Source organism: Chitinophaga sp. 9-1-y, assembly GCF_059511905.2.
Map to the genome: position 1 here is coordinate 2,286,562 of NZ_CM197955.1, position 16,217 is coordinate 2,302,778.

General features: G+C 44.9%; 15 protein-coding genes. 11 read left to right on the forward strand and 4 right to left on the reverse strand.

Translation table 11 applies throughout. The features are described from left to right. Nucleotides 1–148: 148 nt before the first annotated feature. Together AC5ZC7_RS09100 and AC5ZC7_RS09105 are read right to left on the reverse strand one after the other, a co-directional pair. Nucleotides 149–2,341, reverse strand: a complete 2,193-nt coding sequence (locus AC5ZC7_RS09100; RefSeq protein ID WP_496159624.1) for an alpha-galactosidase — start codon at nucleotides 2,339–2,341, stop codon at nucleotides 149–151. A 279-nt stretch (nucleotides 2,342–2,620) separates the two neighbouring features. After that, on the reverse strand, nucleotides 2,621–3,196 hold the full coding sequence (locus AC5ZC7_RS09105; RefSeq protein WP_496159623.1) for a DUF892 family protein: 576 nt from the start codon (nucleotides 3,194–3,196) through the stop codon (nucleotides 2,621–2,623). 308 nt (nucleotides 3,197–3,504) lie between these two features. Here AC5ZC7_RS09105 and AC5ZC7_RS09110 point away from each other — a divergent pair, with 308 nt between their 5' ends. From AC5ZC7_RS09110 to AC5ZC7_RS09140, 7 genes are all read left to right on the forward strand, one after another. Beyond that, nucleotides 3,505–3,993 (forward strand): YetF domain-containing protein, encoded by a 489-nt coding sequence (locus tag AC5ZC7_RS09110; protein WP_496159622.1) that lies wholly within the window; start codon nucleotides 3,505–3,507, stop codon nucleotides 3,991–3,993. Between the two features lie 133 nt (nucleotides 3,994–4,126). Next, entirely contained in the window at nucleotides 4,127–4,693 is a 567-nt protein-coding gene (locus tag AC5ZC7_RS09115) for a DUF4256 domain-containing protein (protein WP_496159621.1), read from the forward strand. Between the two features lie 126 nt (nucleotides 4,694–4,819). After that, nucleotides 4,820–5,335 carry a hypothetical protein gene (locus AC5ZC7_RS09120; RefSeq protein ID WP_496159620.1) on the forward strand — a complete coding sequence of 172 codons (516 nt, stop codon included), beginning with the start codon at nucleotides 4,820–4,822 and terminating at the stop codon, nucleotides 5,333–5,335. A gap of 2 nt (nucleotides 5,336–5,337) precedes the next feature. Beyond that, nucleotides 5,338–5,547, forward strand: coding sequence for a helix-turn-helix domain-containing protein (locus AC5ZC7_RS09125; RefSeq protein ID WP_496159619.1), 210 nt, complete (start codon nucleotides 5,338–5,340; stop codon nucleotides 5,545–5,547). Between the two features lie 78 nt (nucleotides 5,548–5,625). After that, entirely contained in the window at nucleotides 5,626–6,501 is an 876-nt protein-coding gene (locus AC5ZC7_RS09130; protein ID WP_496159618.1) for an ATP-binding cassette domain-containing protein, read from the forward strand. Further along, nucleotides 6,498–9,644 (forward strand): M1 family aminopeptidase, encoded by a 3,147-nt coding sequence (locus tag AC5ZC7_RS09135; RefSeq protein WP_496159617.1) that lies wholly within the window; start codon nucleotides 6,498–6,500, stop codon nucleotides 9,642–9,644. The genes AC5ZC7_RS09130 and AC5ZC7_RS09135 overlap by 4 nt, the downstream gene beginning before the upstream one ends. 68 nt (nucleotides 9,645–9,712) lie before the next feature. Next, nucleotides 9,713–10,240, forward strand: a complete 528-nt coding sequence (locus AC5ZC7_RS09140; RefSeq protein ID WP_496159616.1) for a VOC family protein — start codon at nucleotides 9,713–9,715, stop codon at nucleotides 10,238–10,240. Nucleotides 10,241–10,275: 35 nt separating this feature from the next. Here the strand turns inward: AC5ZC7_RS09140 and AC5ZC7_RS09145 are convergent, their stop codons facing one another. Continuing rightward, nucleotides 10,276–11,757, reverse strand: a complete 1,482-nt coding sequence (locus AC5ZC7_RS09145; protein ID WP_496159615.1) for an aminotransferase class I/II-fold pyridoxal phosphate-dependent enzyme — start codon at nucleotides 11,755–11,757, stop codon at nucleotides 10,276–10,278. 71 nt (nucleotides 11,758–11,828) lie between these two features. On the opposite strand from AC5ZC7_RS09145, the gene AC5ZC7_RS09150 reads away from it, so the two are divergent. Together AC5ZC7_RS09150 and AC5ZC7_RS09155 are read left to right on the forward strand one after the other, a co-directional pair. Beyond that, the gene (locus AC5ZC7_RS09150; RefSeq protein WP_496159614.1) at nucleotides 11,829–12,434 is read left to right on the forward strand and encodes an FMN-binding negative transcriptional regulator; all 606 of its coding nucleotides are present in this window, start codon (nucleotides 11,829–11,831) and stop codon (nucleotides 12,432–12,434) included. A gap of 137 nt (nucleotides 12,435–12,571) precedes the next feature. Beyond that, entirely contained in the window at nucleotides 12,572–13,432 is an 861-nt protein-coding gene (locus tag AC5ZC7_RS09155) for a 2OG-Fe(II) oxygenase (RefSeq protein WP_496159613.1), read from the forward strand. A 116-nt stretch (nucleotides 13,433–13,548) separates the two neighbouring features. On the opposite strand, the gene AC5ZC7_RS09160 is transcribed toward AC5ZC7_RS09155, so the two are convergent. After that, nucleotides 13,549–15,213: a glycosyltransferase family 39 protein gene (locus tag AC5ZC7_RS09160; RefSeq protein WP_496159612.1), complete on the reverse strand. Its 1,665-nt coding sequence runs from the start codon at nucleotides 15,211–15,213 to the stop codon at nucleotides 13,549–13,551. Nucleotides 15,214–15,364: 151 nt separating this feature from the next. On the opposite strand from AC5ZC7_RS09160, the gene AC5ZC7_RS09165 reads away from it, so the two are divergent. Then, entirely contained in the window at nucleotides 15,365–15,691 is a 327-nt protein-coding gene (locus AC5ZC7_RS09165) for a metalloregulator ArsR/SmtB family transcription factor (RefSeq protein ID WP_496159611.1), read from the forward strand. Next, on the forward strand, nucleotides 15,688–16,173 hold the full coding sequence (locus AC5ZC7_RS09170) for an SRPBCC domain-containing protein (RefSeq protein ID WP_496159610.1): 486 nt from the start codon (nucleotides 15,688–15,690) through the stop codon (nucleotides 16,171–16,173). The genes AC5ZC7_RS09165 and AC5ZC7_RS09170 overlap by 4 nt, the downstream gene beginning before the upstream one ends. Nucleotides 16,174–16,217: the final 44 nt, after the last annotated feature.

The following is a 16,217-nucleotide window of genomic DNA, read 5'->3' on the forward strand; positions in this document are numbered from 1 at the left end:
GGCTATAAACTACCGGGTTGCTGTTTTATACGCAATATCACACCTGTAAAATGACTCTTGTATTATTCCTGAAAAAAATACTGCCGGGCTAAACTGAACAAAAAGCCCGACAGCATAAGAGGGTAACCTACAGCCCAAAGACTATCTGTTACCGGGTTGCCTTTATCCGCAGTATCACACTCGTGCGTCTGGCGCTCGTTTGTGGATTAAAACCTATTTTCATCAGGAAATCTCCTGAATAGGTTTGGGTAGCATTCAGCGGCGTCGTACTACCTGGATAGAGATTAATTTCTTCAATGGTATATTGTTTATTGGGATCAAGTCCTTTCATTTTAATGGGAGGCATCAGTGTTGTTACAAAAGTAGTTGGCATATGATAGTTGAATACCACAGCTTCATCCTGCTTTGCATCTACGTAGGCAACAGACGCTACTTTGTTGTGACGGGGATCCTGTAAACGGTATTGGTCGCCATGCCATATAATATCCTTGAAGGAATCGTACAACCGGATGGCTTGCTGGCAGAATAAAAGGTCGTTGGGCGACAGCTCATTTACTTTTATATCGAAGCCTAATTTTCCCATCATGGCCACATCTGTTCTGAATTTGATGGGCTGTTTACCCATATCGGTCACATGGTTATCTACAGCAATAGACGGGAAATAATAGGAGTAGTCCCATTGTATAAAGATCCTGTCGTAGGCGTTGGTGTTATCGCTGGGCCAGAATTCAGTAAAGTATTGTAACGCGCCATAGTCTACCCTGGAGCCACCGCCGGCGCAAAGCATCATTGCAACATCAGGATATTTTTTCCGGATTTTCTCCAATACGCTGTACAACCCACGTACATATTCAATATTGAGGTGATCCTGGTTTTTCAGTGTGGCAGAGTGGGCGTTATAGATCAGTGAATTGCAGTCCCACTTAAAGAAAGAGAGTCCTGGTGCTTCTTTAAAGATGTTGTCGATAGTTTGGTAGATGAAATCCTGTACCAGTGGATTGGAGAGATCCAGTACCAGTTGGTTGCGCATATAATATTCCTTGCGGCCTGGTTCTTTCAATACCCAGTCAGGATGTTTTTCGTATAATTCGCTTCTGGGGTTCACCATTTCAGGTTCTATCCATATTCCGAATTTTACGCCATTTTCTTTAGCCACCTGGTCCAGGTGGCCGAGACCCTTTTTAAGTTTTGCGTGATTTACCTGCCAGTCGCCCAGTCCGCCGGTAGCGTTATTTCTCGGGTACTTGTTGCCAAACCATCCATCGTCCAACAGGAATACATTGGTGCCTAATTTTTTGGCGTCCTGTATGAGTGCGTCCAGTTTGGCATCATCGAAATCGAAGTAGGTGGTTTCCCAGTTATTCAGCAGCGTGTATCGTTCACCAGTACCGTTTAACAGGCGGTATTGCCTGGCCCAGTGCTGCAAATTGCGACTGGCCAGACCTTTACCGTTGTCAGACAGTGTATACACAAATTTAGGGGTAACAAACGGTTCGTTGGGTTTTAAGGTGTAATTGGCCGCAGCATTGTTGATGCCGGCCGTCACCCGCAGATAATATTCATCAAAAGTTTCGAAATCGAGCCGGAAGTTGCCGGTCCATTCAAGTGATCCGGCAATTACCTGTCCTTCGTCTTCTGTGGCTGGCTTGTCCAGCGATATCATAAAAGAGGAGGAGTGGAGCAGGTTATTCCTTGTGCCAAGCTTGGAGTCAATGGTACGTATACCATGTGGCAGTAGTTGTTCTTCCGGTTGCATTTCCTGTCCATAGCTGCTGTAATGATTATTCAGGTAGAATGCTTTTCCCTGCAGGGTAAGATTAGCGGAGGCATATTTGTTTAGTAAGATGTCTCCCTTTTCGTGGTGTATAATTTCCGCCCATTGCTCAATGACATCTTCTTTGCCGTATGCTTCCATATACAGTGTTACCTGTACGTTATACACGCTGTCTTTGAGCTGTATGGTGGTAAGGGTGCGGTTATCGTCCAGCTGTTTCACCTGGTGGGTAACATATTGCAATACGAGTGATTTATCGCCATTGTAATGTGTCACTGCCAGTGCGGGTTCCAGCAGGTTGAGAGAACCGGAGCCCATGTATACTTCTCGTTTGTTGTACAGGTCGTCGTTGCCGGGTTTGAATTTATCCAGGGAACGTAGGAGCTTGTATTCATTTATGTTGTTAGCTTTTGCACCGAAATAGGTAACGAGTAGCGATTTTTCCTGGTCAGTTTCCATTACGAGTGCATTATGTGCTGTTTCTACCGTAATGATTTGCTGGGCGCTGAGCGTAGTGGTAGCCGAAGCTACAGCAGCCAGGAAAAAGGTTATTGTATTTTTAATCATGGAATTAATTAGTATTTTTAAAATATAGTTTCCAAAAAAAAAGCGGCCGGTAGTGAGATGGCACTCCCAGCGTATATATTTATTTCGGTGTCATGTACTTTATTATGCTGGGGCGAAGGTAGTATGCTGGCAAGCAGGCAAGTTTACAATTTTTGATCAGTGTTGATCGGATTTTGACTTGTTGAAACCGGTAGGAAGGGGGGATGGTTTTTAAAAATAATAAAAAAGGAGTACTTTGAAAAGTACCCCCATACGCTGTTTATTCACTATTGTTAAACCTTATTCTTCACTGGCTTCTTCATTAATAGAAGATTCTGCCAAATCAGTTAATGCATTGTCTGTTGCTTTTTCGTTAGCCAAGGTTTGGGAAAGTAATTTTTCCACGTCCTCATGTCCCATATTAGCTGCAAAAACGCGAAGTGTACCGTAAGTAGCAATTTCATAGTGTTCTACTTTTTGCGCAGCCAGGATTAGTCCGGCATCACGAACCATGGAGTCGGCTTCGGTATCTTCAATGATGGAGTTAGCTTCTGCGATGAGCCCTTCCATGGCATCACATTTTTTGGCAACTGCTTTTTCGCCTAATAGTTCAAACACTTGTTCCAGCGTAGCCACATGTGTTTGGGTTTCGCCCGTGTGTTTTTCAAATGCAGCGGCCAGTTCTTCGCTGGTGGCCGATTTTTTCATTTTAGGAAGCGCTTTTACCAGCGCTTTTTCCGCCCAGTAAATGTCTTTTAATTCATCCACGAAAAAGCGGTGAAATTCAGAATTTTCCATTTTGGTGGGTTTACCGGAAGATCTGGCGGTGCTTCCTTTACTGGCAGTTGATCTGCCGGTTATTGTTTTCGTAGCCATAATGATAGTTTTAAAGTGAGTGATCTCTTTATTTTTTCAAAAGACATGCCTGAAGGATACTTTGGGATGATGCTCGCACTACCTTGTATTGCAGATGCTGACTTTGCCAACAGCCGTTAATAATTGCGGGGATAAAAATGCCCGCTTTGACGTAGTGATGTTCTTTTGTGTTGGAGATTTTCCCTATTTATTTGTTGTGTCTGATAGTGATTGCGATAGCTGTAAATATGGATGAATACTACGGTTTGGCTTGCTGGAGCACTATTCCGGCATGAGTTTTTGCGGCGGAAATGATTTAAAGATATAGCATGAATACGATACATTTTCTATTTGGTGACGGAGAACAACTATCTATGTTGCAAATGTCGTGCAGGGCTTTTGCCATGTTCTTTATTACCCTCCTGTTGATCCGGGTAGGAGGTATGCGCATCTTTGGGAAGAAATCCGCGGTTGATACAATCGTTATTATTATGCTGGGGGCAGTGTTGGCAAGGGGGATTGTAGGAGCTTCTCCTTTCTTCTCTACAGTAGCGGCTGCCACCGTGATTGTTTTAGTAGACAGGCTGTTGGCCTGGGCGTGTACCAAATCCCGTAAAGTAGCGGCGTTGATAAAAGGAGAGTCGTTACTGTTATACGCGCAAGGTGAAATTATCTGGGAGCATATGAAGGTAGCCTCTTTAAGCAAACAGGACTTACTGGAAAGCCTACGGCTGGAAACAACGAAAAATGCGCTGGAAGACGTGGTGCAGGCGCAGATGGAGACGAATGGGAGGATTAGTTTTGTGGTAAAAAAATAAGAGAGAAGGGGTTTTGGCTGGCTATCTAAATCGATACGCAGCCAAAACTGATCAAAAATAAACGGAACCTGTATATTTTCTAGTTAAATTGCAACCTTCAAACCTCCGCCAGATACCATAAAACATCAACACTATGGCTACCACGAAAAAAACGCTGTCCTCCGCACAACAGGAAACGTTACTCCAAACACTGAAAACCCGTTTTGAAAAACATATGCAGCGGCATAAGGGCCTCGACTGGACCAAAATCGCTTCCAGGCTAACCGCCGATACCAAAAAACTCTGGTCATTACAGGAAATGGAAAACACTGGTGGGGAACCGGATGTGGTAGGCTATGATAAAAAAACAGACGAGTATCTTTTTTATGATTGCTCACCCGAAACACCCAAAGGCCGCCGTAGCATTTGCTACGACCAGGAAGCACTCGAAGCCAGGAAAGAGCACAAGCCTGCCGGTAGCGCTGTAGGCATGGCAGCAGCAATGGGCGTGGAGCTTTTAACAGAAGAAGAATACCGGGCATTGCAGGAGCTGGGAGCGTTTGATCTGAAAACTTCCAGCTGGATTAAAACGCCCGCGGCTGTAAGAAAGCTTGGTGGCGCCGAATTCGCGGATAGGCGCTACAATAAAATATTTATATACCACAACGGTGCGGATTCTTATTATGCCGTGAGAGGTTTCCGTAGTGCGTTAAAGGTGTAATTGTAAAACCAATACTCCTGCTAACAGTCCAACTCAACAAAGAATTATTTATAAAAAAGTAGTAATTAATTATCGTTTTACGATAATTAATTACTACTTTTGGATCATTGATTTAAATTACCTCCAATGATCCGTGTAAAAGCTGTTTCTAAAATATTGTATTATATCAGCAAAGCATTAGCCCTCGGCTACCTGTTAACTACCGGGTATGCCATTATTTGTTTGCTGGCTAACTGGAATGTGGCCACCTATGGAGAAGGCAAATATCTCCATATTTTTTATCCATTTACCCGCCAGGCTTTCCTTAGTATAGAATACCAGCCATCTTATATTGTTTTCTCTTTCCTGGTGCCACTGGTGTTATATAGCATATTCTTCCAACTGGCGTCGGGTGTCTTTAAAGTCTTCTGTCAGCCTAAATTATTTTCACTGCATCATATCGCGCAGTTGCGCAGATTTTACTTGCTAAACTGCATAGCGCCCGGTATTACTACCCTATGCGCCACCTTATTTGTTGCGGTGCAGCAGGCCATATGGGTGCTCGTTATCGTGCATTTGTTCCTGGGAGTTTTTGCCTGGTTTATGGCAGCGATATTTAAGCAGGGATTACAATTGCAAAACGAACAAGACTTATTTATATAACTATGCCAATTATCATAAACATTGATGTGATGCTTGCAAAACGTAAAATGCAAAGCAAAGAATTGGCGGAAAAATTAGGTATTACGCCGGTCAACTTATCCATACTTAAAACCGGAAAAGCCAAAGGGGTACGGTTTGATACCCTGGAGGCCATCTGCAAAATTCTGGCATGCCAACCCGGCGATATTTTAGAATATAGGGAAGAAGCATAATCCATCATAATCATCAACCGTATAAAAAAAGCAATGGTCCACCATTGCCAGGGATTGTATTGTCTAAACTCAGTTAATATGAACAGGCTTTATATTGATCAGCTTTCGCTTACCTATAAAAATGGTGTAAAGGCACTCTGCAATATTTCACTGGATATGGGCAACGGGATGTTCGGCTTATTAGGACCCAATGGCGCCGGTAAATCATCGCTCATGAAAACCATCGTAGGACTGCAAAAGGCGGATAACGGACAGATTGTTTTTAACGGGGTGGATGTCATAAAACATCCTACATTCCTCAGAAAACAATTAGGATTTTTGCCGCAGGACTTTGGTGTTTATCCGAAGATATCAGCTTACGACTTGCTGCAACATCTTGCCATACTCAAAGGTATCAGTAGCGCCACAGAAAGAAAAGCACAGATAGGTTATTTACTCAATAAAGTAAACCTGCTTCATGTGCAAAACAAAGAAGTGTACACTTTTTCAGGAGGCATGAAGCAACGCTTCGGGGTGGCGCAGGCATTGTTGGGAAATCCTCAGTTGATCATCGTGGATGAACCTACCGCCGGATTGGATCCGGAAGAGCGCAACAGGTTCAACATATTATTGAGTGAAATCAGCGAGCAGGTAATCGTGATCCTTTCTACGCATATCATAGAAGATGTACAGCAGATGTGTTCACAAGCCGCCATCATCAAAGGCGGCGAGCTGCAGGCCGTCGGAAGCCCTGCAGAAATGATCAGGAGACTAAAGGGAAAAATCTGGACCAAACAGGTACGCACAGTAGTTTTCCCATCTTCCGAAAATAACTACCGGCTGATAGGGCAACAGTTCATTGCGGGCGCTATGTATATTACCGTCTTTGCAGAACAACCCCCAACCGGTTTTCTACCGTTAACGCCTACACTGGAACATGCATATTTTCACGCCCTTTATCACACTAACCCATGAAAGCCATTTTCCTGTTTGATATAAAAGCATATACGAAAGGGTTAACCAGCTGTTTGCTGATAGCCTGTTTGGTGGGTGCGGGCTTGTTCGCGGGCAGTCAGTTTAATATGGCGGCAAGTGCCAGCATCTCTTTTAAATCGGCCTACAGTATCGGCTTTATGTTGGGGTTCCTGAGCCTCTCTATCATCCTCACCGCTACTGTTTTTGCGCAACAATTGTTATTCAAAGAATGGGATACCCGGTTTGACGGAATCCTGTTTACTACGCCGGTCAGTAAATATATGGTGGCGGGCGGACGGTTCCTGTCCCTTTGGATATTAACACTTGCCGGCTTTTTGCTATTGACGCTGGGGTTTGGTATCGGACAGGTGATAAGAGCCGGTGAGCCCATTCCGGTGATTAGTTACATATATCCATTCATTTTTTTCGCAGGTGTCAACAGTTTATTTGTATGCAGCTGGCTGTGCTGCCTGGCATGGAGCACCCGTAATAAACTAACGATGGCTATAGGAGGCCTGTTGTTGTATGTGTTATACATGGTGCTATTACTGTTTTCAAATTCACCGCTGATGGCACAGACTTCCCCGCAATCTCTGACAGTGCAGGCGTTATCTGCTATCCTGGACCCCTTCGGACTATCGGCCTGGTTTTACGATAGCCGCCTTCTTTCCGTGAGCCAGCATAATACCGTGTTAATACCGGCAACTGGATATTTCCTGTTAAACAGAGGCCTGGTAATAGTCTCCTCCCTGATTTGCTTATTGATCGGCTATAATCGTTTCTTCCGTAGTGCCGGTAGGCGAAAATTAGCCACCATAGCAGCATCGGGGAATTTGCCTATAGCCGTTAACGTGACAGTCGTTGCCAGGTATAATTTACGTACCCGACTACAGTCGATAGGGGCATTTATAAAAATGGATATGAGGCACCTCATCAAAAGTATTTCATTCCCTGTCAGCCTCCTGTTATTGATTTTTTATATCAGCATGGAGCTGTATGCTGCTATCGACAAAGGTATTCGGCTGCCGCAGCAATATGCCGGATCAGGGTTAATAGCTACTACTATTATCGGGAACTTTCATTTCATCGGGATGTTACTCATGATATATTTTGTAACAGAGGGGTATTGGAAAAGTAATACGGTGAGAATTTCCCCGATTGAAAACAGCACAGCACAAGCTACCAGTAAGCTATGGGGGCACGCGGGAAGCAGTGTGATACTCCTGTTCTCATATACGATCATCATGATCCTGCTGGGCCTGATTTTCCAATGGATATACCAGTATCCTGTGGTCGATTGGCGCGCTTACGCAGGTGTACTCGTTTTCAATACCTGGCCATTACTGTTGCTGACGGCTGCGTTGTTGTTGATAAACCAATTGATGAATCGTCACTACCTGGCTTTGAGTACAAATATTTTAATGGCGCTGGCCCTTGCAAGTCCGTTGTCTAAGAAAGTGATCTTACACCCGCTATTTCGCTTTTTTTCGGGGTTTAATGGCGTGTATAGCGATTTCAACGGATACGGGGCTTATTTGCCTGCTTTTGTCGCAAGACTGGTATTTGGAACCGCTGTGATAGGAATACTATGGCTCCTTTATGATATGGTGAAAAGGAGGAAGTTAAAAGGATTGTTGTTGTTGGAAGTGATGATGCTGGCGGTGGTGGGCTTTTTCTCCGGCAAAGCATTTATGGTAGGATACCGGAAGACGGACGATGCCAGCAAACTGGCTGCGGCTGTCCAATATGAGCAAGCATACCGGAAGTACCAGGAGATGGAACAACCGGTAATTACGGAAGTAGTTACCCAGGTTAATTTATACCCTCGCGAAAGGGCCTGGATGATTACAGGTAAGTATCGTATTAGGAATATTTCCAGGAGCGCCATCTATAAAATACTGATCAACTTTGATGATGAATTGAACCTGATGAATGCCCGGTATGCTGCTGCCAATGAAGTAATCTCTATTCGTCAGCCGGTGTCGGAGCTGTTGTTACAGCATCCCCTGCAGCCAGCCGATAGCGCTGATATTTATTTTGAGATGTCATACAAATGGACGCCTGTTAATGGACACCAGCCGGCCAATGCCATCCTGGAAAATGGTTCCTTCATGAGAATCAGCCGTTATTTTCCACAAATAGGGTATCAGGCGGCACGGGAAATAACGGATACGCTACAACGTCGGGAGGCAGGATTAGGTGTGGCTACTGGCGTAGTACCGGTAGATCACCCTAAAACAGCCCCTTACAACTTTATTCATTTAGACCTGGTGATTTCTACGGATGCCACACAAACGGCCATTGGTACAGGAGAGTTGGTGCAGCGATGGTCGCAGCATGGTCGCAACTATTTTCATTACCGGACTTCAAATCCCTGTCCCTTTCGTTTCGCCGTTTCGTCTGCCTGTTATGCCATGCGCCGTGCAATTTATAAAGGAATAGCCTTGTACGTATACTACCATCCCACACATCCGGAAAATGTAGCTCATTTAATGTCCGTTGCTGAACAAACGCTGGATTATTGCCGGGAAAATTTCGGTCCGTATCCCTTTCATTCGCTTACCTTTTCCGAGGTGTCTGCCTTTTCCAGTGCTTTTGCGGGTACTGCCTATCCGGCCAGTATTTTTATGACCGAGAGTAGCCTCTTTCATGCCAATATCAAAGGTGATCAACAACAGGATGTAATTAATGAATTAGCCGCGCATGAGGTGTCGCATATCTGGTGGGGAAATAGCCAGATAGACCCCGATAACCGGGAAGGAGCCGCCATGCTCACCGAAACATTGGCGATGTATACCGAGATGATGTTATATAAGAAAATGTATGGGAGGGAGAAGATGTGGGAAAAGGTGAAAATACATCAGCAAATATATGATAGTGAGAAAGGACTTTCCGAGAACCGGCCTTTGTACAAAGTACGGGAAGAACAAACACATATCACCTACTCCAAAGGAGCGGTAGTAATGGTACAACTTAGTGAACTGATAGGCGAGCATAAGGTAAATGAAGCACTGAGGAATTTTTTGCAACATCATCGATACCCCGGCCCGAGACCGGTATCAACAGACCTGGTAAACGAAGTATTGCAGGTAAGTGAGGCGCAACATCATGCGGAGATCAGGCAGCTATTTATGGAGGAGTAGTTTGTCGTTTTTATACAAACACCCGGCTATCGGCGCTGCTTAGTTTTGTGCAGAAAAATATCTTTAATATGAACATCATTAGCCGGATACTGCTGGTTATCCTGATCATTACCACCAGTAACGATATTGCTGCACAAAAAAAACAGACGATGAAACAACGAATGAGTATTCTGACCATTGGCGTGAAAGATATGTCCGCTATGCGCGCCTTCTACGAACAAAAGTTTGGATGGGTACCGGAGGCCGTCAATAAGGATATTGTATTTTACAAAATCAATGGCAGCCTTATTTCCCTTTTTTCTGCGAAAGCGTTGGCCGACGACGCCAGAATTCCTTATACAGATCAATTTTCCAGGCACTACATTCTGGGATATATCGTGAATACAGAGCAGGAAGTAGACGAGCTGTATGCAGCATTAAAAAGCAAGGGAGTGACTGTGGTAAAAATGCCGGAAAAGACCTTCTTTGGTGCTTACACAGGCTATGTACAGGACGTGGAAGGGAACCTCTGGGATATTGGTACCAATCCATTGATACCACTGGATGCAAATGGAAATGTGATCACGCACAAGGATATACGACACCTGGAACAGTAGGAGGATGATCGCGGGGGCCTCCCGCGATCATCTGCTTATTCGATAAGTGTTTTTAAAATAGCTACACTCCTGGTTAATTGCTCTTCTGTAGAAGAGGCAAAGCCAATACGGATGCCGTTGTTGTAATGCGGACGATGTCCGTGCAGGTCTCCATCAGATAACAGCAAGCCTTTCTGATAGGCCTTTTGCGCCAGCTCATGCAGGTTAATGCTCTTGTCAAATAGCGTCCATACAGACATGCCACCTTCTGGTATGGTGAAGCTAACCCGGTCTTTTAATTGTTGTTGCAGTAAGCTGCAAAACCAGTCGCGTCTTCGCTCGTACACCGGCAAAGTTCTCCTTAAATAGCGGGGAATAGTGCCATCATGGATAATGTCGGCTACTGCGTTGTCCAGTATATGATCTCCTTGTCGGTCTTGCATTACCCGTACTTTCGACAGGTGTTCGATAACATTTTCTGCTGCCACCAGGTATCCCATCCGGAAAGCCGGCGAAAAGCTTTTGCTGAAGGAGCCGCAGTAAATCACCATGCCGTGCTGGTCGGCGCTGGCGAGTGGTAGTAACGGCCTGTGTTTATAGTGAAAATCAAAATCGTAATCATCTTCCAAAATAATAAACCCATATTCATTGGCCAGCCGGAGTAATTCCATTCGCCTGTCTAAACGCAGGGACACGGTAGTAGGGTAGTGGTGATGCGGTGTTACGTATACCATTCTTACGCGATGTTGTTCGCAGATCACTTTTAGTTCTTCTGTTACCAGCCCATGTTCATCCACCGCAATCCCGATATGTTGCGCACCGGCGTGCCTGATGTTCTGTTCCATGCGGGAGTAGCCGGGAACGCCTGTTACTACAATGTCGCCGGGTTCAATCAGCGCGTTGCAAACCAGGTTGATGCCCATCAGGGTACCTCTTACAGAAAGTATATTTTGAGCGGTGGTATGTAGTCCACGGGTGGTATTCAGGTAATCAGACATGGTTTGCCGGTACCAGGGAGTACCCGCGGGGTTGCCATAGCAACCAAATTTGTTGTATAGGCCGCTTCGGGTGAGCTGGTTGCGGTAGGCCCTGTACAATTCTTTTAAGGGCGCTAATCCGGGATCGGGGTAGCCGTCGTCCAGGTGTAATTCCGGGAAAGGAATATCCGGTACGGTGTGCAGGTAATGAATGGGGGTGATGGGAAATCCCGCTTTTTGGTGGGCATGGGAAGACAGGTACTTATCCGGCTTTACCGGTTCGTAACCTTTCATGTGTGTGGACACAAAAGTACCTCTGCCAACCAGGCTTTCCAGCCAGCCTTGTATGGTCAGCTCTTCGATAGCTTTCTGAACCGTAATCCGGTTGATGCCCAGTATGCGGGCAATATCCCGGCTCCCGGGCAATTTCTGGCCGGCACGCAGGGTGCCTTGTTGGATCAGTGCCAGCATGCTATCGGCGAGTTGCAGGTAAACCGGCCGTTCCGCCATGTGATCGAGGGTAATATGCTCAAATAACCCGGAAATAATTGGACTATCCATTTTATTGGTATTGGACTACAAAGGTAATCCAATGAGGTGTTACTTTTATATTATGCAATTAAACATTGGATATGTACGTACCACCATATTTTAAATTTAATGACCGGAAGGAAATGGTGGCATTTATGAAGCAATATAGCTTTGCCACCATCGTGACTATAAAAGACAATATACCAGTGGCTACGTCATTGCCCTTCGTTATTGACGATAGCGCTGGCAAACTCTTGTTGAAAGGACACTTTGCAGCTGCCAACGAACAGGCAAAATATATTGCTCAAAATACCTCCCTGGTTATTTTTGCCGAGCCACATGCTTATATATCGCCAGTAGATTATGATAAAAGAGAAAGCGTGCCTACCTGGAACTACATGGCGGTGCATGCCTATGGTAAAGCCACTATTGTGGAGGATGAAACAACGGTGTCCCGGGTGATGGAGCAAATGATTCTCCAATATGAAGCCGGCTACCTGGAGCAATGGAACAGCCTCTCGGATAAATACAAAAAGGGAATGATGAAAGGCATTGTTGCTTTTGAAATAGAAGTGACCGATTTACAGGGACAAAAGAAGGTGTCTCAAAATAAAACCGCCGGCGAAAGGCAGCGGATCAGCGAACGCCTGGAAAATAGCGGCGACGCATTGGCGGCCACCATCGCCCGCCAGATGAAGGAAGGATAGCCCGGGAACCACACTGAAAAGGGGCAGGAATACTGCTTTTGAGCGGGGAGGAAATATTTTATTACCGGTATGCCCGGCGAATTATATTTGCACTATATTTATACCTCCTTTGAAAGTCGTGTTTAAAAACTCAAGAAGTGCAAACTACCACTGAAACAGCGCAAACTACGCAGCTATTCGACTACGATTATTGGAATCAGCAGCTTCCTTCACTTAGTAAGGAATACCAGGGAGCCGGTCCATATCCTCATATTGTATTAGAAAATTTCCTGAACCCCGACGCCCTGATGGCCTGCGCGAAGGAGTTTGATAAATTGAATGAGGACGATGGCTGGATCAACTATGTTCATTACAACGAAAACAAAGCCGGGTTGAATAAACTGGATTTGTTGCCTGCTACCATTAAGCGGACCATTAATGAACTGAATTCTCCCCAGTTCCTGGAATTCCTAAGTACGCTGACCGGCATAAAAGGACTGATGAAAGATGATCTCCTGGAAGGCGGAGGTATACATCAGTCGAAACGCGGCGGCTACCTGAATATTCACGCCGATTTCACCGTGCATCCGCATCATCGTCACTGGCAACGCCGGGTGAATGTGCTGGTGTATGTCAACAAAGACTGGGTGGAAGAATGGGGTGGTAAACTGGAATTGTGGGATACAGAAATGAAGGCTTGTGAGAAGAAGGTGTTACCTGTTTTTAACCGCTGCGTAATCTTTAATACAGATGCGGATTCTTATCATGGACACCCCGAGCCCACCACTTGCCCCGAAGATCAACACAGAAGATCTATTGCGCTGTATTATTATACAGAAGAAGCACAGCCTTTCCGCAGAGCTACCCGTTATATGGTGCGCCCCGGAGAAGAGAAAAAGAAATTTATGGTGAAGCTGGATAATACCATGGTGGCTGTTTATACAGAAATCAAAGGTATGCTCGGCTCCAACGATAAAGTGATCAGTAAAGTATTGCGGTTCTTCTCCCGCAAGAAATAGCAGAAAGCGAAAAGCAGAAAGCATAAAGCAATTGTAGCGGGTGATCAATGCGGATATAATATTCGCAAAGTTCACTCGCTACAATTGCTTTATGCTTTCTGCTTTTCGCTTTCTGCTTACTTAGCAGTTACTTCCCGTTTCAGGAATACAAAACCATTTTTACGATACAACTCTTTCACACCAGGATGCTGTAGATAAGGATCCACCCTGTCTATCTTTGTCACGAAATAAGTAGGCTTATCAATAGGACCTGTCAGCAACCAGTTTTCATCATAGGAGTTTTGGTTGACAGGTTTTTCTTTATGGGTATAGAAGAATGGTGCGTAGCTCCAGTAGCCTAATGTAGTCACGTAGCAATCTTCTCCCTGTCTTTGTTCCAAAAACTCAATCGCAGCCGCTTGTGAGTACTTCTCTACTTTAGGAACAATGATAGCGGCCGCCAGGAAAATAACCAAACCGGTACCCACAAAATAGGTGGTGGCGGCATTGATGAATGCATGTTTTTTCAGTTGCCGGAGTCCTATTATGATAGTGGCCAGCATCAGGAGTCCTACGATACCTTCCCAGCCGCTCCATTTCACATCTGCTGCCATGTTGGCCTGTGCAAAGGTGTCATGTACATAAGGAATCAGTTGTTTGATATTTAAAGCAATCACCGCCACCGCCAGCAATACAATGGCAATGATGGCGCCCAGGGTGGTGGCTAATACGCCTGCGTACTTTTTGTAATCCAGTTCTTTTCTGTCCCATTTATAGAACGTATACGCTGCCAGGAAACTAATCGGGAACCAGGCCAGGGAAGAATAGTGAATAATGCGCGATTGTACAATGGTGAACAGGATGGTGACTACCCAGAACAACAACAGCATCCAGATCTTAAAGTCTTTGTCATACCTGCCGCTATAGCGCGCTTTAAAGAAGGAAGGAATGGCAAAAAGAGAAGCAGGAAAACAGCCTACCAGCAACACTACAAAGTGATAGCCAAAGAAGCCTGCTTGTCCGGCATCATGGGTCGTGAACAGCCGGTATTGGTATTTTAAAAACTCTGTAATGAACCAGGGGCCATTCTTGGCCGTTTCGTATCCGTACCAGGTAAGAGTAACCAATGCCGTAACAACAAGAAACAACAGCGCATGTCCCCAGTTAAAATAGATCCGGAATTTGTTATAGATGAAATAAACACCCAGCACCAGCAGGAATACCATCAGTGCCACCTGCCCTTTGGTTAAAATAGCAAGTCCCATGAAAATACCCGACCACACGGCATAGTACAGCGGTTTCTTATCTATCCCTTCTTTATCATACCCATTCCGTTTCCAGTGATACAATATAAAGAAGTACAACGCCAGGAAAGTAAACAGGTTAAACCAGGGATCAATAATACCTGATTTGAAATACATATTAGGAAACAGGGAGCCACCAAAAGCCAGCGCCCAGAGTATCCCGAATTTCCGGTCGTACAGCCGGGTACCACATATCAATAACACTACCAGGGTCACAACACCGCAAACCGCATTGGGAAAGCGGGCAGCAAATTCGTTGATACCAAATATTTTCATCGACAAGCTCTGCATCCAGAAGAACATCGGTGGTTTTTCCCAGAATGGTTTGAAATTGATATAAATCCTGGTATAGTCATCCAGCTTCAACATCTCCCTGGAGCACTCCGCGAAATTAATTTCATCCCAGTCAAACAAATGAACCCTTCCCAGGAAAGGAATGAAAAAAAGCGCTGCAATCACCGCCGTTAATAGAATAGTGGATAGTTTGGGTGTACGCATATGTACGTTATGTATATGATTGAATTAAACAAATATATGGTCATATAATATGATTTGCAAATCAGGTAATTAATCGGGTAAGGCGTCGGGATAAAGTTTATTTGTGCAAGTAAATACTTGCTTTTATATTTGCAAGCAGATACTTGCATATATGAAAGTCAGAAGAGATGTTTATCAGGCCATCGCCGATCCTACACGAAGGGAAATTATTAACCTGGTAGCAGGGCAGTCGTACAATGTAAACACCATCGCCGAAAAGTTTGACATGACCCGGCAGGCCATCTCCCTGCACGTTAAAATACTGGAGGAATGCGGGATGCTGGTGATTACACAAAGCGGCAGGGAAAGATTTTGTGAGGTACAGTTGGATCAGCTTGAGGAAGTAGTTACCTGGATCGATCAATCCCGGAAATTATGGACGAAACGATTTGAAAAATTAGACAAATACTTACAACAACAGAAATCCAAAAACAAATGATGACGAAAACTGAAGATCTCTTAATCACGCATCTGTTTGATGCTCCACGCGAAACCGTTTTTGATGCCTGGACAGATCCTGAACACCTGCAACACTGGTATGCACCAGACGGCTGTGATATTGTATTTAAGTCGATAGATGTCAGGGTGGGAGGCCGGTTTCATTCGGTAGTACAGGATCCCGTGCATGGCCCCTGCTGGATCACCGGCGAATACCTGGAAGTAAACGCACCGGAAAAACTGGTGTTCACCATGGAATTGTGTAATGAAGACGGAGTACCCGTTAGCGCTACTGCAGCCGGGAAATCTAAAGACTGGCCATCAGCCATTATTACCACCATCACCTTTGAGGCGTTAGGCGAGCAAACCAAACTAACCCTGCACCAAACCGTGGCGGAAGCGGAAGCTAAAAAAACAGGTGCTTATCAAAGTTGGTTCAGCATGTTTGATCGTTTGAAGGTATTATTGGCCACCAGTAAATGATAAAATCATGCGCTGCTTCAAGCTTTTGCCATTACTACTGCTTT

Bases quoted from the DNA above. Each gene is read 5' to 3' on its own strand.
- AC5ZC7_RS09105 (WP_496159623.1), bottom strand. From the start codon at position 3,196: ATGGCTACGAAAACAATAACCGGCAGATCAACTGCCAGTAAAGGAAGC.
- AC5ZC7_RS09140 (WP_496159616.1), top strand. From the start codon at position 9,713: ATGAACATCATTAGCCGGATACTGCTGGTTATCCTGATCATTACCACC.
- AC5ZC7_RS09115 (WP_496159621.1), top strand. From the start codon at position 4,127: ATGGCTACCACGAAAAAAACGCTGTCCTCCGCACAACAGGAAACGTTA.
- AC5ZC7_RS09145 (WP_496159615.1), bottom strand. From the start codon at position 11,757: ATGGATAGTCCAATTATTTCCGGGTTATTTGAGCATATTACCCTCGAT.
- AC5ZC7_RS09130 (WP_496159618.1), top strand. From the start codon at position 5,626: ATGAACAGGCTTTATATTGATCAGCTTTCGCTTACCTATAAAAATGGT.
- AC5ZC7_RS09125 (WP_496159619.1), top strand. From the start codon at position 5,338: ATGCCAATTATCATAAACATTGATGTGATGCTTGCAAAACGTAAAATG.
- AC5ZC7_RS09120 (WP_496159620.1), top strand. From the start codon at position 4,820: ATGATCCGTGTAAAAGCTGTTTCTAAAATATTGTATTATATCAGCAAA.
- AC5ZC7_RS09165 (WP_496159611.1), top strand. From the start codon at position 15,365: ATGAAAGTCAGAAGAGATGTTTATCAGGCCATCGCCGATCCTACACGA.
- AC5ZC7_RS09135 (WP_496159617.1), top strand. From the start codon at position 6,498: ATGAAAGCCATTTTCCTGTTTGATATAAAAGCATATACGAAAGGGTTA.
- AC5ZC7_RS09110 (WP_496159622.1), top strand. From the start codon at position 3,505: ATGAATACGATACATTTTCTATTTGGTGACGGAGAACAACTATCTATG.
- AC5ZC7_RS09160 (WP_496159612.1), bottom strand. From the start codon at position 15,213: ATGCGTACACCCAAACTATCCACTATTCTATTAACGGCGGTGATTGCA.
- AC5ZC7_RS09170 (WP_496159610.1), top strand. From the start codon at position 15,688: ATGATGACGAAAACTGAAGATCTCTTAATCACGCATCTGTTTGATGCT.
- AC5ZC7_RS09150 (WP_496159614.1), top strand. From the start codon at position 11,829: ATGTACGTACCACCATATTTTAAATTTAATGACCGGAAGGAAATGGTG.
- AC5ZC7_RS09100 (WP_496159624.1), bottom strand. From the start codon at position 2,341: ATGATTAAAAATACAATAACCTTTTTCCTGGCTGCTGTAGCTTCGGCT.